The sequence below is a fragment of the Saccharothrix saharensis genome, assembly GCF_006716745.1.
Lineage (GTDB): Bacteria > Actinomycetota > Actinomycetes > Mycobacteriales > Pseudonocardiaceae > Actinosynnema > Actinosynnema saharense.
In genome coordinates, this window is sequence record NZ_VFPP01000001.1 from 75,776 (window position 1) to 91,855 (window position 16,080).

Here is a 16,080-nt window from a genome sequence, read left to right on the forward strand (position 1 = left end):
CCGGCCGTTCAACCGCGCGCGGCGGGGGAGCGGAGCGCGGCGGCGGACCGGACGAGCGACGCGACCGCCGGCGAACGGCTGTTCGGCGGCCAGGCGATCACGGTGGTGACGTCCGGCGCGTCGACCACGGGGACCGCGACGTGGTCGGGCCACTGCCACGCGCGGCTGGACGCCGGGATGACCAGCAGCGTCCGGCCGAGCGCGACGAGCTGGGCGAGTTGCGACTGGGTCCGCACCTCCGGGCCGGGACCGTCCGGGTAGGACCCGTCGAGCCGGGGCCACCGGGCGATCGGCAGGCCCGGCACGTCGCGGACCTCCGCCAGCGTCAGCTCGGCGCGGGTGGCGAGCGGGTGGCCGGCGGGCAGCAGCGCGACCTGGCCCTCGACGTGGAGGTCCTCGGTGTCGAACCCGGCGAGGTCGTCGAACGGGCGGTGCATGAGCGCCACGTCGGCCCGCCCGTCGCGCAGCAGGCCCGCCTGCTCGCCGACCTCGCACAGCAGGACTTCGACCGGTGCCGCACCGGGTTCGGCCGCGTGCGCGTCGAGGAGCCGTTGCAGCAGTTCGTGGGAGGCACCGGCCTTGGTCACGAGCACCAGAGGCCGGTCCGGGTCCGCTGCCCGTCGTGTGCGGCGCGCGGCGGCCGTGACGGCGTCGAGGACGGTGCCGGCCTCCCGCAGCAGCACCCGGCCGGCGTCGGTGAGCGCGACACCGCGGCGGTCGCGGTCGAAGAGCCGGACACCGAGCCGCTGTTCCAGTTGGCGAATGGCGCGCGACAGCGGCGGCTGGGCGATGCCGAGCCGGTCGGCGGCGCGACCGAAGTGCAGCTCCTCGGCCACGGCGACGAAGTACCGGAGTTCGCGCGTCTCGAGGTCGGGCACGGCACGCAGACTACCGGCTGATACCCGGGGGGTATCACGGCGTACCGGATCGATCTTGGACAGGGGTGCGCGGCCCGCCGAGCATGGGTCGCGTGAACGACACGAAGATCGCGCTGGTCACCGGCGCGAACAAGGGGATCGGTTACGCCATCGCCCGGGGTCTCGGTGCGATCGGCTTCGTGGTGGGAGTGGGCGCGCGGGACGGGGTCAGGCGTGAGGAGGCCGTCGAGCGCCTGCGTGCCGAGGGGGTCGACGCGTTCGGGGTGGCGCTCGACGTCACCTCCGACGAGAGCGTGGCCGCGGCGGCGGGTGCCGTCGAGCGGACGGTGGGACGGCTGGACGTGCTGGTCAACAACGCCGGCATCGCCGGCCGCATCGAGGGCGGCGCGCAGGACCCGACGACACTCGACCTCGACGTCCTGCGCACCGTCCTGGACACGAACGTCATCGGAGTCGTCCGGGTGACGAACGCGATGCTGCCGATGCTCCTGCGCGCCCAGAGCCCGCGCATCGTCAACATGTCCAGCAACATGGGCTCGCTGGCACTGCGGACGGGCCCGGTGATGGCCGCGTACGCGCCGTCGAAGTCGATGCTCAACAGCGTCACGGTGCAGTACGCGCGCCGGCTCGCCGACACCGCCGTCATCGTGAACGCCGCCTGTCCCGGTTACGTCGCCACCGACTTCACCGGGTTCGCCGGGTCGCGGGCACCCGAGCAGGGTGCCGCGATCGCGATCCGACTGGCCACGTTGCCGGACGACGGCCCACGCGGCGGGTTCTTCGACGACGCGGGCGTCGTTCCGTGGTGAGTCGCGGTGCCCGAGCGTTGAACTCCCGTGTCGTGAACGTAGGACTCTCGCGGTCTGAGGGGAGGACGCGTGGGGTTGACGGAGCGGTGGGGGTGTTGGCATGGTCTGAACCAGCAGGCTGTGAGAGCGCTCTCTCGCCGACTTGCCTCGGGTGCGCGGTCGGCCTGCACCGACCGTGCGCCTCCCTGTGTGGACAAGGAGAACCGCGTGCTTATGACAACGTTGACGAAGATCGGTGTGACCGCCGCGCTGGTGGTGAGCGGCCTGGTCGTGGCGCCGTCCGGCCAGGCCGCGCCCGCGCCGCAGGCGCTGTCGCCGGGCCTGGTGTCCGCGATGCGGACCGCGTTCGGGCTGACCGAGCAGCAGGTGCTGACCAGGCTCGACCAGGAGGCCGAGGCCACCAGGCGGGCGCCCTCGGCGCGGGCCGCGGCCGGGTCGTCGTTCGGTGGTAGCTGGTTCGACCAGGACAAGGGCGTCCTCGTGGTCGGCGTGACCGACCCGGCGGCGGCCGACCGGGTCCGGGCCACCGGCGCCGAGGCGCGGCTGGTCGCCCGGACGGCGAAGGAGCTCGACCGGGTCAAGGACCGGGTCGACGCGCTGTCCGCCGCGGGCGGCGTGCCGTCGGCGGTGACCAGTTGGCGGCCGGACGCGCGCAGCGGTGCGGTGGTGGTGGACGTCCAGCCCGGCGTGCAGACCGCGGAGGTCGCGAAGTTCCTGGCCGAGGCGCGCGCGCTCGGCCCCGTCGAGGTGAACACCGAGGGCGTCGCCGCGCCCGTGCCGTTCGCCGCCGGAACCGTCGGCGGCGACCCGTACTACACCGGCAACGTCCGCTGCTCCATCGGCTTCTCGGTGCACGGCGGCTACGTCACCGCCGGCCACTGCGGCGGCACGGGTGCGCAGGTGTACGGCTGGGACCGGTCGTGGCAGGGCCAGTTCGCCGGCTCCTCGTTCCCCGGCAACGACTACGCGTGGGTCCGCACCGGTGGCGGCTGGTGGAACGTGCCCGTCGTGCTCGGCTGGGGCACGGTGTCCGACGCGCTGGTGCGCGGTTCGTGGGAAGCGCCGGTCGGCACGTCGGTCTGCCGCTCCGGCTCGACCACGCGCTGGCACTGCGGCGTGATCCAGTCCCGCAACGAGACCATCCACTACGCGCAGGGTGACGTGCACCAGATGGCCGGCACCAGCGTGTGCGCCGAGGGCGGAGACTCCGGCGGCTCGTTCATCACCGGCGACCAGGCCCAGGGCGTCACGTCCGGCGGGTACGGCAACTGCTCGTCCGGCGGCCGGACCTGGTTCCAGCCGATCAACGAGATCCTGTCCGTCTACGGTCTGCGGCTGCTCACCGCCTGACACCGACCGCGGACCCGCCCGCCGCGCCGCGGGCGGGTCCGCGCGTCGGCCCCACCACCGGGTCCGACCCGCCGCACCCGCCACGACGTCGGCGCGGTGCGGCGGGCGGCGCGGCGATCTCCACCTCGTCACGACGGCGGGTTCCCGTGCTCGCGGTACGGCTGCGCGGCGTGCTTGGCCCGCAGCACCGCCGACGCGCGAGCTCCGGCGCCTTCTCGACCGGCTCCGGATCGGACAGGTGCACCGACTCGTCGGGGTCGATGCCGACGGTCCGCCACCAGAGTCCACAGTGGACATCGGCCGGGTGTCGCCCGCCGGCTTCGCGGCGACCGGCGGTGAAGGGGAGGGTGCCGTCGACGGGCTCGGCGGGCACCCTGATGTCCACCCGGCGGCAGCCCGAACCGAAGAGCGCGTGGCCGGGGGCCCGCCCGGCGCGCTCCAGGCGGGCCCCCGCGCGTCGGCCCGGGTAGGAGGGGGCCCGAGGCCTCGCGGCACCGGTGTTGTTAACGCTAACATCCGCTGGTTGGCGAAACAGCAGCGCAACAGGACCGGGTCACAGTGGTATCCCGCATCACGTGCGCGTGTCAAGGCACTCCTGTCAAGTGAATTAGCGTTAACAACTTCTGCCTCGTTCGGCCTGTTGCGCACGTCACCGCCCGCCCTCTACGGTGGCCAATCGAAGCGCTTCGATGGCGTGGGAGCCGCGAGCTTCCCGGGACGAAGGGTCGATCAGTGTCGAGAACCCGCCGGTCGCTGCTGTTCCCGCTGGTCGCGCTGCTGCTCTCGGCCCCGCTGCCCGCGCACGCCCAGGAGCCGCCCTTCCGCGATCCGGACCTGCCCCGCGCGTCCCGGATAGCCGACCTCCTCGGCCGGTTGACGCTCGACGAGCAGGTCTCGCTGCTGCACCAGTACCAACCGGCCATCCCGAGGCTCGGGATCGGAGCGTTCAAAACCGGCACCGAGGCGCTGCACGGCGTCGCGTGGCTCGGTGAGGCGACCGTGTTCCCGCAGGCAGTCGGCCTGGCCGGCACGTGGAACCCGGAGCTGGTGCGGCGGGTCGGCGCGGTGACCGGGCGCGAGGCGCGCGGGTTCCACGCGCTCGACCCCGCGTTCAACGGGCTCAACCTCTGGGCGCCGGTGGTGAACCCGCTGCGCGACCCGCGCTGGGGCCGCAACGAGGAGGGCTACTCGGAGGACCCGCACCTGACCGGCGTCATCGCGACCGCGTTCGGGCACGGCGTGCAGGGCGACCACCCCGACTACCTCCAGGCCGCGCCGACGCTGAAGCACTACGCGGCCTACAACGTGGAGGACGACCGCATCACCGTCGACTCGATCGTGCCGCCGCGCATCCTGAAGGACTACGACGAGGCCGCGTTCCGGCCGGCGATCGAGGCCGACGCCGCCACCGGCGTGATGGCGTCCTACAACCTGCTCAACGGCCGCCCGACGCACGTCAACCACGACCTGGACGACGTGGTGCGCTCGTGGACCGACGAGGACCTGATGATCGTCGGCGACGCGGGCGGCGCGTCCAACGTCGCGGGCGCGCAGCGGTACTACCCGGACGAGGTGGAGGGCAACGCGGCGGCCATCCGGGCGGGCCTGGACAGCTTCACCGAGGACAACCGGGACTCCGCACCGACCACGACCTCGATCAAGGCGGCGATCGACCGGGGCCTGATCACGGTGGCGGACGTCGAGGACGCCGCGCGGCACGTGCTGTCGGTCCGCTTCCGGCTCGGCGAGTTCGACCCGGCGGGCCGCAACCCGTACGCGGCCACCACGCCCGCCGTCATCGACGCGCCGGAGCACCGGCAGCTCGCGCGCCGGGCCGCGGCCGAGCAGGTCGTGCTGCTGCGCAACGACGACCACACCCTGCCGCTGTCCACAGCGGACACGAAACGGGTGGCGGTCGTCGGCCAGCTCGCCGACACCCTCTACGAGGACTGGTACTCGGGCACCATGCCCTACCGGATCACGCCGGTGCGGGCGCTCGCCGAACGCGCGGCCGTCACCTCCAGCGAGGGCGTGGACCGGATCAGGCTGAAGGACCTGGCCACCGGCCGCTACGTCACCGCGTCCACCGCCGCGGCCGGCGCACCGCTCACGGCCACCGAGGCCACCCCGGGCGACGCGAGCGGGCTGGACGTCTTCGACTGGGGCGAGGGCACGGTGACGCTGCGGGCCGCCGCGAACGGCAGGACCGTGTCGCTGGGCGACGGCCGGTCCCTGGTCAACAACGCGGTGCAGCCCAACGGCTGGTTCGTCCAGCAGCAGTTCGAGCTGGTGGCCCAGGCCGACGGCTCGGTCGTGCTGGAGTACGCGGGCAACGACGTCACGCAGTCGTGGTTCGGCGCGAACAGGTACGTGGTCGTCGGCGCGGACGGCAGGCTCGTGCTGGGCGCGGCCAGCCCGGAGCACGCCACGAAGTTCGGCCGCGAGGTCGTGCGCCGCAGTGTGGACAGCGCCGTCGAGGCGGCCAGGGGCGCCGACGCCGCCGTCGTGGTGGTCGGCAGCATGCCGTTCATCAACGGCCGGGAGGACGACGACCGCGAGACCACCGCCCTGCCGGCCGGGCAGCGCGCCGTCATCGACGCGGTGCGCGCGGCGAACCCGAACACGATCGTGGTGCTGGAGAGCGGCTACCCGTACTCCGGCGACTGGGACACCGCGGACCTGCCCGCGATCCTGTGGACCTCGCACGCGGGCCAGGAGACCGGGCACGGCATCGCCGACGTGCTGTTCGGCGACCACAACCCGAGCGCCAGGCTGACCCAGACGTGGTACCGGTCCGACGCCGACCTGCCCGACATGCTCCGGTACGACATCTCGAAGTCCGGCCACACCTACCAGTACTTCACCGGCAAGCCGCTGTACCCGTTCGGCCACGGGCTGAGCTACACGTCGTTCCGCTACTCCCGGCTCGCGGTGGACCGGCCCGTGGTGCACGCCTCCGGTGAGGTGGGGATCCGGGTCGACGTGACCAACACCGGCGACCGGGCGGGCGCCGAGGTGGTCCAGCTCTACTCGCAGCAGAAGAAGTCGCGCGTCGCGCAGCCGGTCAAGCGGTTGCGCGCGTTCGACCGGGTGGAGCTGCGGCCCGGCGAGACGAAGACGGTCTCGTTCACCGTGCCGGCGTCCGACCTGTCGTTCTGGGACGTGACCCGGGAGAAGCGGGTGGTCGAGACCGCGCCGCACGAGTTCGCGGTCGGCTCGCTCCGCCGCGCGGTGAGCGTGCTGGGGGAGACGATCCCGCCGCGTGACCTGCGCCGGACCACGCCGGCCCAGAACTTCGACGACTACTCCGGCGTGACCCTGGTGGACACCACGCGGGAACGCGGCACGGCCGTGGCCTCGACCGCGCCCGGCCAGTGGATCTCGTTCGCCGACGTCGCCCTGGGCCGGTCGGCCCGGTCGGTGGCGGCCCGGGTGGCGAACCCGGACGGCCCGACGACCGTCGAGGTGCGCCTCGGCGGGCCCGCCGGCCGCCTGGTGGGCACGCTCGCCGTGCCGACCACGGCCGACGAGCACTCCTGGACCGAAGTGTCGTCGCCGCTGCGGGGTGCGGCCGGTCGGCAGGACGTGTACCTGGTCTTCACGGGGAAGGCCCGGATCGACAACCTCACCGTGGAGGGATCATCCTGATGTCCAAGCGACTCCTTGCGGCCGCGGTGGCGGCCGTGCTGGCCGTGGCCGGCTGCGGAGGGTCGGAGGAAGCCTCCGACCCGAACACCCTGAAGCTCTGGCACTACGAGGGCCCGGACAGCGCCATGGGCGTGGCGTGGGCCGAGGCGATCAAGCAGTTCGAGGCCACGCACCCCGGCGTGAAGGTGCAGTTCGAGGAGAAGGGCTTCGAGCAGATCCAGAAGACCGCCTCGATGGTGCTCAACTCCAAGGACGCGCCGGACATCCTGGAGTACAACAAGGGCAACGCGACCGCCGGCCTGCTGTCCAAGCAGGGCCTGCTGACCGACCTCGGCGAGGAGGTCGCCAAGCGCGGGTGGGACAAGAAGCTCGGTCCGGGCATCGACACCACTGCCAAGTACGACGAGCGCGGCGTGATGGGGTCCGGCAAGTGGTACGGCATCCCCAACTACGCCGAGTACGTGATGGTCTACTACAACAAGACGATGTTCGACCAGCAAGGCCTGGCCGCGCCGACGACGTTCGACGAGCTGACCGCCGCGATGGACAAGTTCGCGAAGGCGGGTGTCACGCCGCTGGCGCTGGGCGGCGCGGAGTACCCGGCCGCGCAGCTGTTCTACCAACTGGCGCTGACCAAGGCCGACCGCGAGTGGGTGGACCGCTTCCAGCGCTACACCGGCCCCGTGGACTTCCACGACAACACGTGGGTCTTCGGCGCGGAGACGTTCGCCAAGTGGCTGCGCGAGGGCTACTTCTCGAAGGACTCCGCCGGCGTGAAGGCCGAGGACATGGGCCTGTCGTTCATGCAGGGCAAGCACCCGATCATGGTCAGCGGCAGCTGGTGGTACGGCCGCGTGCAGGCGCAGGTGAAGGACTTCGAGTGGGCCGCGGTGCCGTGGCCGGGCATGACGTCCGGGTCCAGCGGCAACCTGTGGGTGGTGCCGAAGGGCTCGAAGAACAAGCAGTTGGCCTACGACTTCATCGAGATCACCATGTCGCCCGCGATCCAGGACAAGCTGCGCGACGCGGGCGGCATCCCGGTCGCGCCGAGCGCCACGCCCGCGACCGACCCGAGGACCAAGCAGCTCAACGACGACTTCCAGGCGCTGGTGGACGGCGACCGGCTGGCGTTCTACCCGGACTGGCCCGCGCCCGGCTTCTACGACGCGCAGGTGTCGTCGGTGCAGAAGGTGATCACCGGGCAGATCGGCGCGCACGAGGCGCTGACCGAGCTGGCGGACTACTACGAGGAGAACACGGCGAGCGTCGGCAAATGAGCCTGGTCCCGGCCTCGATCCGCGACCGCGGGTCGTACCTGCTCTTCCTGATCCCGGGCGGCCTGCTGCTGCTCGCGGTGATCCTGGTGCCGTTCGCGATGAACGTCGGCATCAGCCTCACCGAGTGGTCCGGCGCCGGCACGCCCGAGTGGGTCGGGCTGGACAACTACACCCGGCTGATGTCGGACGGCACCTTCTGGGCTTCGTTCCGGCACAACGTCGGCCTGGTGGTGGCGATGGCGATCCTGCCGACCCTGGCGGGGCTCGTCATCGCCGCCGCCCTGTTCGACTTCATCGGCAAGCACTTCGGGTCGCGTCACGCCGCCGTGCTGCGGGCGTGCGTCTACCTGCCGCAGGTGCTGCCGATCGCGGTGGCCGGGATCGTGTGGAGCTGGATCCTCGCGCCGCGGGACGGCGCGCTGAACGAGGTGTTGCGCGCGGTCGGGCTGGACGCGCTGGCGCAGAACTGGCTCGGCGACCCCGACCTGGCGTTGTTCACCGTCATGGGTGTGCTGCTGTGGATCCAGGTCGGCTACCCGGTGGTGATCTTCATGGCCGGGATGGGACGGGTGGACCCGTCGCTGCACGAGGCCGCCGAGCTGGACGGCGCGTCGTGGTGGGGCCGGTTCTTCCACGTCACCGTGCCGCAGATCCGGCCGGAGATCTTCGTCGTGCTGCTGACCTGCACCATCGCCGCGCTCAAGGTGTTCGCGCCGATCTACGTGCTGACCAGGGGCGGGCCGGGCGGTTCGACGAATGTGCCGTCCTACTACTCGTTCCAGAACTTCTTCGAGAAGACCCAGGTCGGGTACGGCGCCGCCGTCGCCACGGTGCTCACGGTGCTGATCCTGCTGCTCACCGCGGTGTTCCTGCGGGTGCAGAACCGGGGTGAGCGCTGATGCGGCGGCACGCGGTGCTGTGGTCGATGATCCTGCTGGCGGCGGTGATGCTGGCGCCGTTCGTCCTCGTCGCGCTGAACGCGGTGAAGACGCCGGCGGAGTACTCCACGGGCGGTCCGCTCGACCTGCCGGACGGGATTTCGCTGGAGGGCATCGTCGCGTTCTGGGAACGCGTCGACTTCGGCGAGAAGCTGTGGAACAGCGTGGTGATCAGCGGGTCGGTGGCGGTGCTGGCGGTGGTCGTGTCGGTGTTCAACGCCTACGCGCTGGGCATCGGCCGGGTCCGCGGCAGGCTGTGGATCCTGGTGGCGTTCCTCGTGGCGAACACCCTGCCGCAGGAGGCGCTGGTCTACCCGCTGTACTTCCTGGCCAACGAGGTCGGGCTGTACGACACGAAACTGGCCGTGATCGTCATCTTCACGGTGATCCAGGCCGCGTTCGGCACCTACCTGCTCACCTCCACGCTGGGCGGCTTCCCGCGCGAACTGCTGGAAGCCGCCCGCATCGACGGCGCGACCAAGTGGCAGACCCTGGTGCGGATCGTGGTGCCGATCAGCCGTCCCACCCTGGGCGTGCTGTTCGTGTTCTTCTTCATCTGGACGTGGAACGAGTTCTTCCTCCCGCTGGTGCTGCTCATCTCCAACGAGAACCAGACGGTTCCGGTGGCGCTGGGGGTGCTCCAGGGTCAGCGGATGATGGACGCCACCATGACCAGCGCCTCGGCGCTGCTCGGGGTCATCCCGGCGATCGTGTTCTTCCTGATCTTCCAACGCGCGTTGACCCGCGGCATCACGGCGGGAGCGGTGAAGTGACGCCCGGGCATCGCTTACGCGGACCGGGTGAGCCCGGATCGACGTTTCTCGGTGACCAACAACAAGGCTTTCCCTGATTGGAGTTCGGGTGAAGTTCAGCGACGGGTACTGGCTGCTGCGGCCCGGGGTCGAGGCGGCCCATCCGGCCGAGGTGCGTGACGTCGCCGCGGGGCACGGGGAGGTCGTCGTGCACGCGTCGACCCAACCGATCCGGCACCGCGGCGACACGCTCAAGGGCCCGGTGGTCACGCTCGGGCTCACCTCGCCGATGGCCGACGTGATCGGTGTGAAGATCACGCACTTCTCGGGCGGGACGCCGGCGGAGCCGGTGTTCGCGCTGGCCTCCGACGGCGCGCACGAGGCCAAGGTGGTCGAGGACGACGCCGGGGTGGTGATGACCGCGGGCGCGTTGTCGGTGCGGGTCAACCGGGGTGAGGGGTGGCGGGTCGACTTCACCGCCGACGGCCGCCCGCTGACCAGCAGCGGCACCAAGGGCATGGGCTTCATGACCGTGCACGGCACGCACCACGTCCGCGAGCAGTTGACGCTGGGGGTCGGTGACACCGTCTACGGGCTGGGCGAGCGGTTCGGGCCGCTGGTCAAGAACGGCCAGACGGTCGACATCTGGAACGCCGACGGCGGCACGAGCAGCGAGCAGGCCTACAAGAACGTCCCGTTCTACCTGACCAACGCGGGGTACGGGATCTTCGTCAACCACCCCGGCCACGTGTCGTTCGAGGTGGGCTCGGAGGCGGTGTCGAAGGTCCAGTTCAGCGTCGAGGGCCAGTCGCTGGAGTACTTCGTGATCCACGGGCCCACGCCCCGCGAGATCCTGCGGAAGTACACCGCGCTCACCGGCCGGCCCGCGCTGCCGCCCGCGTGGTCGTTCGGGCTGTGGCTGTCGACGTCGTTCACCACGTCCTACGACGAGGAGACGGTGTCGGGCTTCATCGACGGGATGCTGGCGCGCGACCTGCCGCTGAGCGTGTTCCACTTCGACTGCTTCTGGATGCGGGAGTTCCACTGGTGCGACTTCGAGTGGGACCCGAGCACGTTCCCCGACCCGGTCGGCATGCTGGACCGGCTGCGCGCCCGCGGCCTGCGCATCTGCGTGTGGATCAACCCCTACATCGCGCAGCGGTCGCCGCTGTTCGCCGAGGGCAAGGCGAACGGCTACCTGCTGCGCAGGCCGAACGGCGACGTGTGGCAGTGGGACCTGTGGCAGCCGGGCATGGCGCTGGTCGACTTCACCAACCCCGCCGCCCGCGCCTGGTACTCGGCCAAGCTGGACGCCCTGCTGGCCCAGGGCGTGGACTGCTTCAAGACCGACTTCGGCGAGCGCGTCCCGACCGACGTGGTCTACCACGACGGCTCCGACCCGGAGCGGATGCACAACCACTACACCCACCTCTACAACCAGACCGTGTTCGACGTGCTGCGCAGGCGGCGCGGCGACGGTGACGCGGTGGTGTTCGCCCGGTCCGCCACGGCGGGCTCGCAGCAGTTCCCGGTGCACTGGGGCGGTGACTGCGAGGCCACCTACGAGTCGATGGCGGAGAGCCTGCGCGGCGGGCTGTCGCTGGGCATGTCCGGGTTCGGCTTCTGGAGCCACGACATCGGCGGCTTCGAGGGCACGCCGTCGGCCGCGTTGTTCAAGCGGTGGATCGCGTTCGGCCTGCTCTCGTCGCACAGCCGGCTGCACGGCAGCTCGTCGTACCGCGTGCCGTGGCTGTTCGACGAGGAGTCGGTCGACGTGCTGCGGCGGTTCGTGAAGCTGAAGCTGCGGCTGATGCCGTACCTGCACGGCGCGGCGCGGCAGGCCACCGCCGAGGGCGTGCCGGTGATGCGGGCGATGGTGGTCGAGTTCCCCGACGACCCCGGCTGCGCCCACCTGGAGCGCCAGTACATGCTCGGCGACGACCTGCTGGTCGCGCCGGTGTTCTCGGACTCCGGCGACGTGTCGTACTACGTCCCCGAGGGCACGTGGACGCACCTGTTGACCGGCGAGACCGTGCAAGGACCGCGCTGGGTGCGCGACCGCTGCGACTTCCTCACCGTGCCGGTGCTCGTGCGGCCGGACACGGTGCTGCCCGTCGGCGCCGTGGACGACCGGCCGGAGTACGACTACGCCGAGGGCGTCACGCTCCAGGCGTACCAGTTGACCGACGGCGAGCACGTGACGGTGGTCGGCGACACGACGTTCCGCACCCACCGGGGTGGTGACGAGATCCGGGTCGAGGTCGAGGGCGCGCCGTCGAGTTGGCGGTTGCTGCTGGTCGGCGCGCGTGCGGTCGACGACGTGGCCGGCGGGTCGGTCGGCGCGCACCCCGACGGGGTGCTCGTCAGCGCCGGGGGCGCCACCCTGACCCTTCGGGGCGTCCGGTGAGGCGATTAGCCGTCGTGCTCGCGCTGCTGGGGTCGCTCGTCGTGGCGACCCCGGTGTCCGCCGAGCCGCGGCACGAGGTCACCTACGACAAGTACTCGCTGATGGTGGACGACGAGCGGGTCATGCTGTGGTCGGGGGAGTTCCACTACTTCCGGCTGCCCAGCCCGGAGCTGTGGCGCGACGTGCTGGAGAAGATCAGGGCCGCCGGGTTCACCGGCGTGTCCCTGTACTTCCACTGGGGCTACCACTCGCCCTCGCCGGGCGTGTACGACTTCACCGGCGTGCGCGACGTGGACCGGCTGCTGCGGATGGCCGACGACCTGGGCCTGTACGTGGTGGCCCGGCCCGGCCCGTACATCAACGCCGAGACCAGCGGCGGCGGGTTCCCGGCGTGGCTGAAGACGGTGCCGGGCCGGGCCCGCTCCGGCGATCCGGGGTACAAAGCGGCGTACACCGAGTGGTTGAGCCGCCTCAACCCGATCATCGCGCGGCACCAGGTGTCGCGCGGTGGCCCGGTCATCGCCTACAACGTGGAGAACGAGTACGCGGTCAACGTCGACCCGGCCTACATGCAGGACCTCCAGGACCAGGCCAGGGCCGCCGGCATCGACGTGCCGATCGTGCACAACAACTGCTGCCACGGCGACCTGGCCAACTGGTCGTCCGGCCCGGGCGCGGTGCAGATCCCCGGCGTGGACGACTACCCGCAGTCGTTCGAGTGCGGGAACCCCGACGCGTGGGGACCGTGGGGCGAGGGCGTCACGCGCAGGCTGCGCGACGACGCGCCGGTGTACGCGGCCGAGTACCAGGCGGGCGCGATCGACTTGGAGGACGCCGGGTACGACAAGTGCCGGGACCTGACCGGCCCGAGCTTCATGAAGGTGTTCTACAAGAACAACGCCATCTCCAGCGGCGCGACGATGTTCGGCTACTACATGACCTTCGGCGGCACGTCCTGGGGCTGGCTGCCGCAGCCGAACGACGTCTACACCTCCTACGACTACGGTTCGGCGATCACCGAGTCCCGGCAGCTCACCGCCAAGTACGACGAGTTCAAGCGGCAGGGCTACTTCATGACCGCGGTCGCGCCGCTGACCAAGACCGACGCGGCCGCCCCGCCGGTACCCGCCGACCCGGTCGTGCTGGCGCGGGCGCGGGCCAACCCGGACACCGGCACCCAGTTCGTGCTGGTGCGCCAAGCCGACCTGGCCGGCACCGCGGACGTGTCCACGACCCTGGACTGGGCCACCCCCGACGGCCGCTACCGGGTGCCGGTGCGGGTGGCGGGCCGGGACGCCAAGGTGCTCGTCGCCGGGTACGACCTCGGCGGCCAGCGGCTGGCGTGGTCGAGCTCGGAGGTCCTGACCCACGTCGAGGTGTCGGGTCGGGACGTGGCCGTGCTGTACGGCCGTGACGGCGAGCAGGGCTCCACGGTCCTGCGCTACGACTCCGAGCCCACCGTGCGGGTGCTCGACGGCCGGGTCGGCAGCTCCTACGAGCATGGCGACCTGCGCCTGGACTACACGCACACCGGCCTGGCGCGCGTCCTGGTCACCGGCGGCGGGCGCAGGCCGCTGCTGCTGATGCTGGGCACCGACGAGACCGCCGCCGACTTCTGGCGGCAGGACACCGCGGCCGGCCCCGTGCTCGTCCGCGGCACGTCCCTGGTCCGGTCCGCCGAGGTGACGGGCGACCGGCTGGTGCTGCGCGCCGACACCGACCGCGCCGGCGAGGTGGAGGTGTTCGCCCCGGTCCGCCACCTGACGGTCGGCGGTCGGCCGGTGGTCGTGCGGCGCACGGCCGGCGGGTCCCTGGTCGGCTCGCTGCCCGGCCCCGAGCCGGTGCGCCTGCCCGAGCTGACCGGCTGGCAGTACCGCGCCGAGGCGCCCGGCCAGGGCGAGTCGGGCTGGACCGCGGCGGACAAGACCACCACCGCGAGCCCGATCAAGCCCAAGACGCTGCCCGTGCTCTACGCCGACGAGTACGGCCACCACAACGGCAACGTCTGGTACCGCGGCCGGTTCACCGCCACCGGCGCGGAGAAGACCGTGACGGTCAACGCCATCACCGGCCGGCGCGGCATCTACCTGGTCTGGCTCAACGGGCGTTACCTGGGCTCCGCCGCCGGCGGCACCGAATCCGACGCCGAACCGGTCAACCCCGACCCGGGACGCGGCGACTTCGCCGTGCCCGGGGGACTGCTGGCGGACGGGCAGCAGGCGACGCTGACCGTGCTGGTCGAGAACATGGGCCACAACGACGACTGGACCGCCGACGACGTCCGCCACAAGCAGCCGCGCGGGCTGTTCGGCGTGGTGGTCGAGGGCTCGACCGCGCCCCTCTCGTGGCAGATCCGCGGTTCGCGGCCGGTGGACGGCGAACGCGGCCCGATGAACACCGGTGGCCTGTACGGCGAACGCGCCGGTTGGCACCTGCCCGGCTCCGGCGGTTGGCGGCGCCCGCCGGGTGCGTTGACACCGGGTGTGTCCTGGTACCGCACGACCTTCGAGCTGGACCTGCCGCGCGGGCACGACGTCTCGCTCGGCCTCCGGTTCGAGGACACCACCGCCCGCGACTACCGGGTGCTGATCTTCGTCAACGGCTGGAACATGGGCCAGTACCTCAACGGCGCGGGACCGCAGCGCGAGTTCGTGCTGCCGACCGGGGTGCTGCGCGAGCACAACACGCTCACCTTCGCCGTGATCTCCACCGGGGCGGCGCGGGGAGACCCCGGGGAGGTGAGCCTGATGACCCTAGGCAACCACCGGACCGGTGCTGCCCCGGGCCGTTAGCCGCGGTGGCAGCAACCGGACCTCCGGTTCGGGCCGGCCGTCGAGGTGGCGCATCGCCAGCTCGACGGCCAGCCGGCCGAGCTCCACGGCCGGGATGTCGACCGACGACAGCGGCAGCGACTGCGCCTGCGCCAGGTCGGGCGGGCACACCGCCAGCACGGAGATGTCCCGCGGCACCCGCTGGCCGCGCCGGGCCAGTTCCGACAGCAGCGGGCCGAGGACGGCCTCGTTGTGCACCACCAGGCCGGTGACCGGGTGAGGCCGGGACAGCAGGTCGTCCAGGCAGGCCCGCAGGCCGTCGTAGGTGGGCACGCAGGCCAGCGCGACGGCTTCGACGGCGCGACTCGCGGCCGTGGCCCGGAACCCGCTGAGGAACCGACCGGCGTAGCTCGTGCCGCGCCGGTACACGGCGGGGGAGGGGCCGATGAGCGCGATGTCGCGGTGACCGAGGTCGGCCAGGTGGTGCACGCAGTCCGCGCCCGCCGCGGTGAAGTCGAGGTCGACGCAGGTCAGCTCCTGCGGGTCGGCGGGCACGCCGATCAGCACCGCCGGCCTGCCCAGCCCGCGCAGCACGGGCACGCGCGGCTCGGCCGCCTCGACATCCATCACGATGATCGCGTCGGCCAGCGAGGAGGCCACCACCCGCTGCAGGCCCTCCGCGCCCTCGTCCGCGGTGAGCAGCAGCACGTCGTGGTCGTGCGAACGGGCCTCGGTGACCGTGGCGGTGACGAACTGCATGACCACGGGGACGTTCAGGTCGGTGCGCAGCGGCACGACGAGGCCGAGCACGTTCGTGCGGTTGCTCGCCAGCGCCCGCGCGCCCGCGTTCGGGCGGTAGCCGAGCGCCCGGATGCTGTGGTGCACCCGGCGCCGAGTGGTCTCCGAGATCGAGCGCTTGCCGGACAGCACGTACGACACGGTGCTGGGCGAGACCCCCGCGGCTCGGGCGACGTCGGCGATGGTGACCATCAATGGATCATAGTACGGCCGAGGGGGTTCAAGTCCACTGTGGACCGATGCGGGCGAGCGCGTCGGCCGCTCGGAATCGTGTCGAACGGGGGGTTCGACTGGGAGCGCTAACATACGTGTTCCACGTCACAGGTGCCGAGCGATATCTTCGCTCAGCTAACAAAGTGATCGTTTGCTTCCCGGGTCCGGGCGATCCGGGTGATCGCGATTGGGTTAGCGCTAACACATGCCGGTGTGGAGCGTGGTCCGCAGTCGTCTGT

Annotated in this window: 10 protein-coding genes; 8 read left to right on the top strand and 2 right to left on the bottom strand. The window is 71.6% G+C overall.

Annotation, left to right across the window (positions count from 1 at the left end; genetic code table 11):
• Positions 1-8: 8 nt before the first annotated feature.
• Positions 9-878 carry a LysR family transcriptional regulator gene (locus FHX81_RS00175; RefSeq protein WP_141974631.1) on the bottom strand — a complete coding sequence of 290 codons (870 nt, stop codon included), beginning with the start codon at positions 876-878 and terminating at the stop codon, positions 9-11.
• An 83-nt stretch (positions 879-961) separates the two neighbouring features.
• Between FHX81_RS00175 and FHX81_RS00180 the strand changes: the two genes are divergently transcribed.
• The 8 genes from FHX81_RS00180 (at position 962) to FHX81_RS00215 (ending at position 14,851) form a co-directional block, all read left to right on the top strand.
• Complete coding sequence (locus FHX81_RS00180; protein ID WP_141983626.1) at positions 962-1,687, top strand: SDR family oxidoreductase; 726 nt, start codon at positions 962-964, stop codon at positions 1,685-1,687.
• 213 nt (positions 1,688-1,900) lie between these two features.
• Positions 1,901-3,037 carry a S1 family peptidase gene (locus FHX81_RS00185; RefSeq protein ID WP_141974632.1) on the top strand — a complete coding sequence of 379 codons (1,137 nt, stop codon included), beginning with the start codon at positions 1,901-1,903 and terminating at the stop codon, positions 3,035-3,037.
• A 732-nt stretch (positions 3,038-3,769) separates the two neighbouring features.
• Positions 3,770-6,685: a glycoside hydrolase family 3 protein gene (locus tag FHX81_RS00190; protein ID WP_211363334.1), complete on the top strand. Its 2,916-nt coding sequence runs from the start codon at positions 3,770-3,772 to the stop codon at positions 6,683-6,685.
• Complete coding sequence (locus FHX81_RS00195; protein WP_141974633.1) at positions 6,685-7,962, top strand: ABC transporter substrate-binding protein; 1,278 nt, start codon at positions 6,685-6,687, stop codon at positions 7,960-7,962. Before FHX81_RS00190 ends, FHX81_RS00195 begins: the two co-directional genes overlap by 1 nt.
• Positions 7,959-8,861, top strand: a complete 903-nt coding sequence (locus FHX81_RS00200; RefSeq protein WP_141974634.1) for a carbohydrate ABC transporter permease — start codon at positions 7,959-7,961, stop codon at positions 8,859-8,861. Before FHX81_RS00195 ends, FHX81_RS00200 begins: the two co-directional genes overlap by 4 nt.
• The gene (locus FHX81_RS00205) at positions 8,861-9,673 is read left to right on the top strand and encodes a carbohydrate ABC transporter permease (protein WP_141974635.1); all 813 of its coding nucleotides are present in this window, start codon (positions 8,861-8,863) and stop codon (positions 9,671-9,673) included. Before FHX81_RS00200 ends, FHX81_RS00205 begins: the two co-directional genes overlap by 1 nt.
• An 88-nt stretch (positions 9,674-9,761) precedes the next feature.
• Positions 9,762-12,059, top strand: coding sequence for an alpha-xylosidase (gene yicI, locus FHX81_RS00210; protein ID WP_141974636.1), 2,298 nt, complete (start codon positions 9,762-9,764; stop codon positions 12,057-12,059).
• Positions 12,056-14,851 (top strand): beta-galactosidase, encoded by a 2,796-nt coding sequence (locus tag FHX81_RS00215; protein ID WP_141974637.1) that lies wholly within the window; start codon positions 12,056-12,058, stop codon positions 14,849-14,851. Before yicI ends, FHX81_RS00215 begins: the two co-directional genes overlap by 4 nt.
• Here the strand turns inward: FHX81_RS00215 and FHX81_RS00220 are convergent.
• On the bottom strand, positions 14,813-15,820 hold the full coding sequence (locus FHX81_RS00220) for a LacI family DNA-binding transcriptional regulator (RefSeq protein ID WP_141974638.1): 1,008 nt from the start codon (positions 15,818-15,820) through the stop codon (positions 14,813-14,815). The genes FHX81_RS00215 and FHX81_RS00220 overlap by 39 nt on opposite strands.
• Between the last annotated feature and the right edge of the window lie 260 nt (positions 15,821-16,080).

What these genes read in the sequence shown, in the direction of transcription:
- FHX81_RS00180 (WP_141983626.1), top strand. Translation starts at nt 962, where the DNA reads ATGGGTCGCGTGAACGACACGAAGATCGCGCTGGTCACCGGCGCGAAC.
- FHX81_RS00185 (WP_141974632.1), top strand. Translation starts at nt 1,901, where the DNA reads ATGACAACGTTGACGAAGATCGGTGTGACCGCCGCGCTGGTGGTGAGC.
- FHX81_RS00195 (WP_141974633.1), top strand. Translation starts at nt 6,685, where the DNA reads ATGTCCAAGCGACTCCTTGCGGCCGCGGTGGCGGCCGTGCTGGCCGTG.
- FHX81_RS00200 (WP_141974634.1), top strand. Translation starts at nt 7,959, where the DNA reads ATGAGCCTGGTCCCGGCCTCGATCCGCGACCGCGGGTCGTACCTGCTC.
- FHX81_RS00205 (WP_141974635.1), top strand. Translation starts at nt 8,861, where the DNA reads ATGCGGCGGCACGCGGTGCTGTGGTCGATGATCCTGCTGGCGGCGGTG.
- FHX81_RS00220 (WP_141974638.1), bottom strand. Translation starts at nt 15,820, where the DNA reads ATGGTCACCATCGCCGACGTCGCCCGAGCCGCGGGGGTCTCGCCCAGC.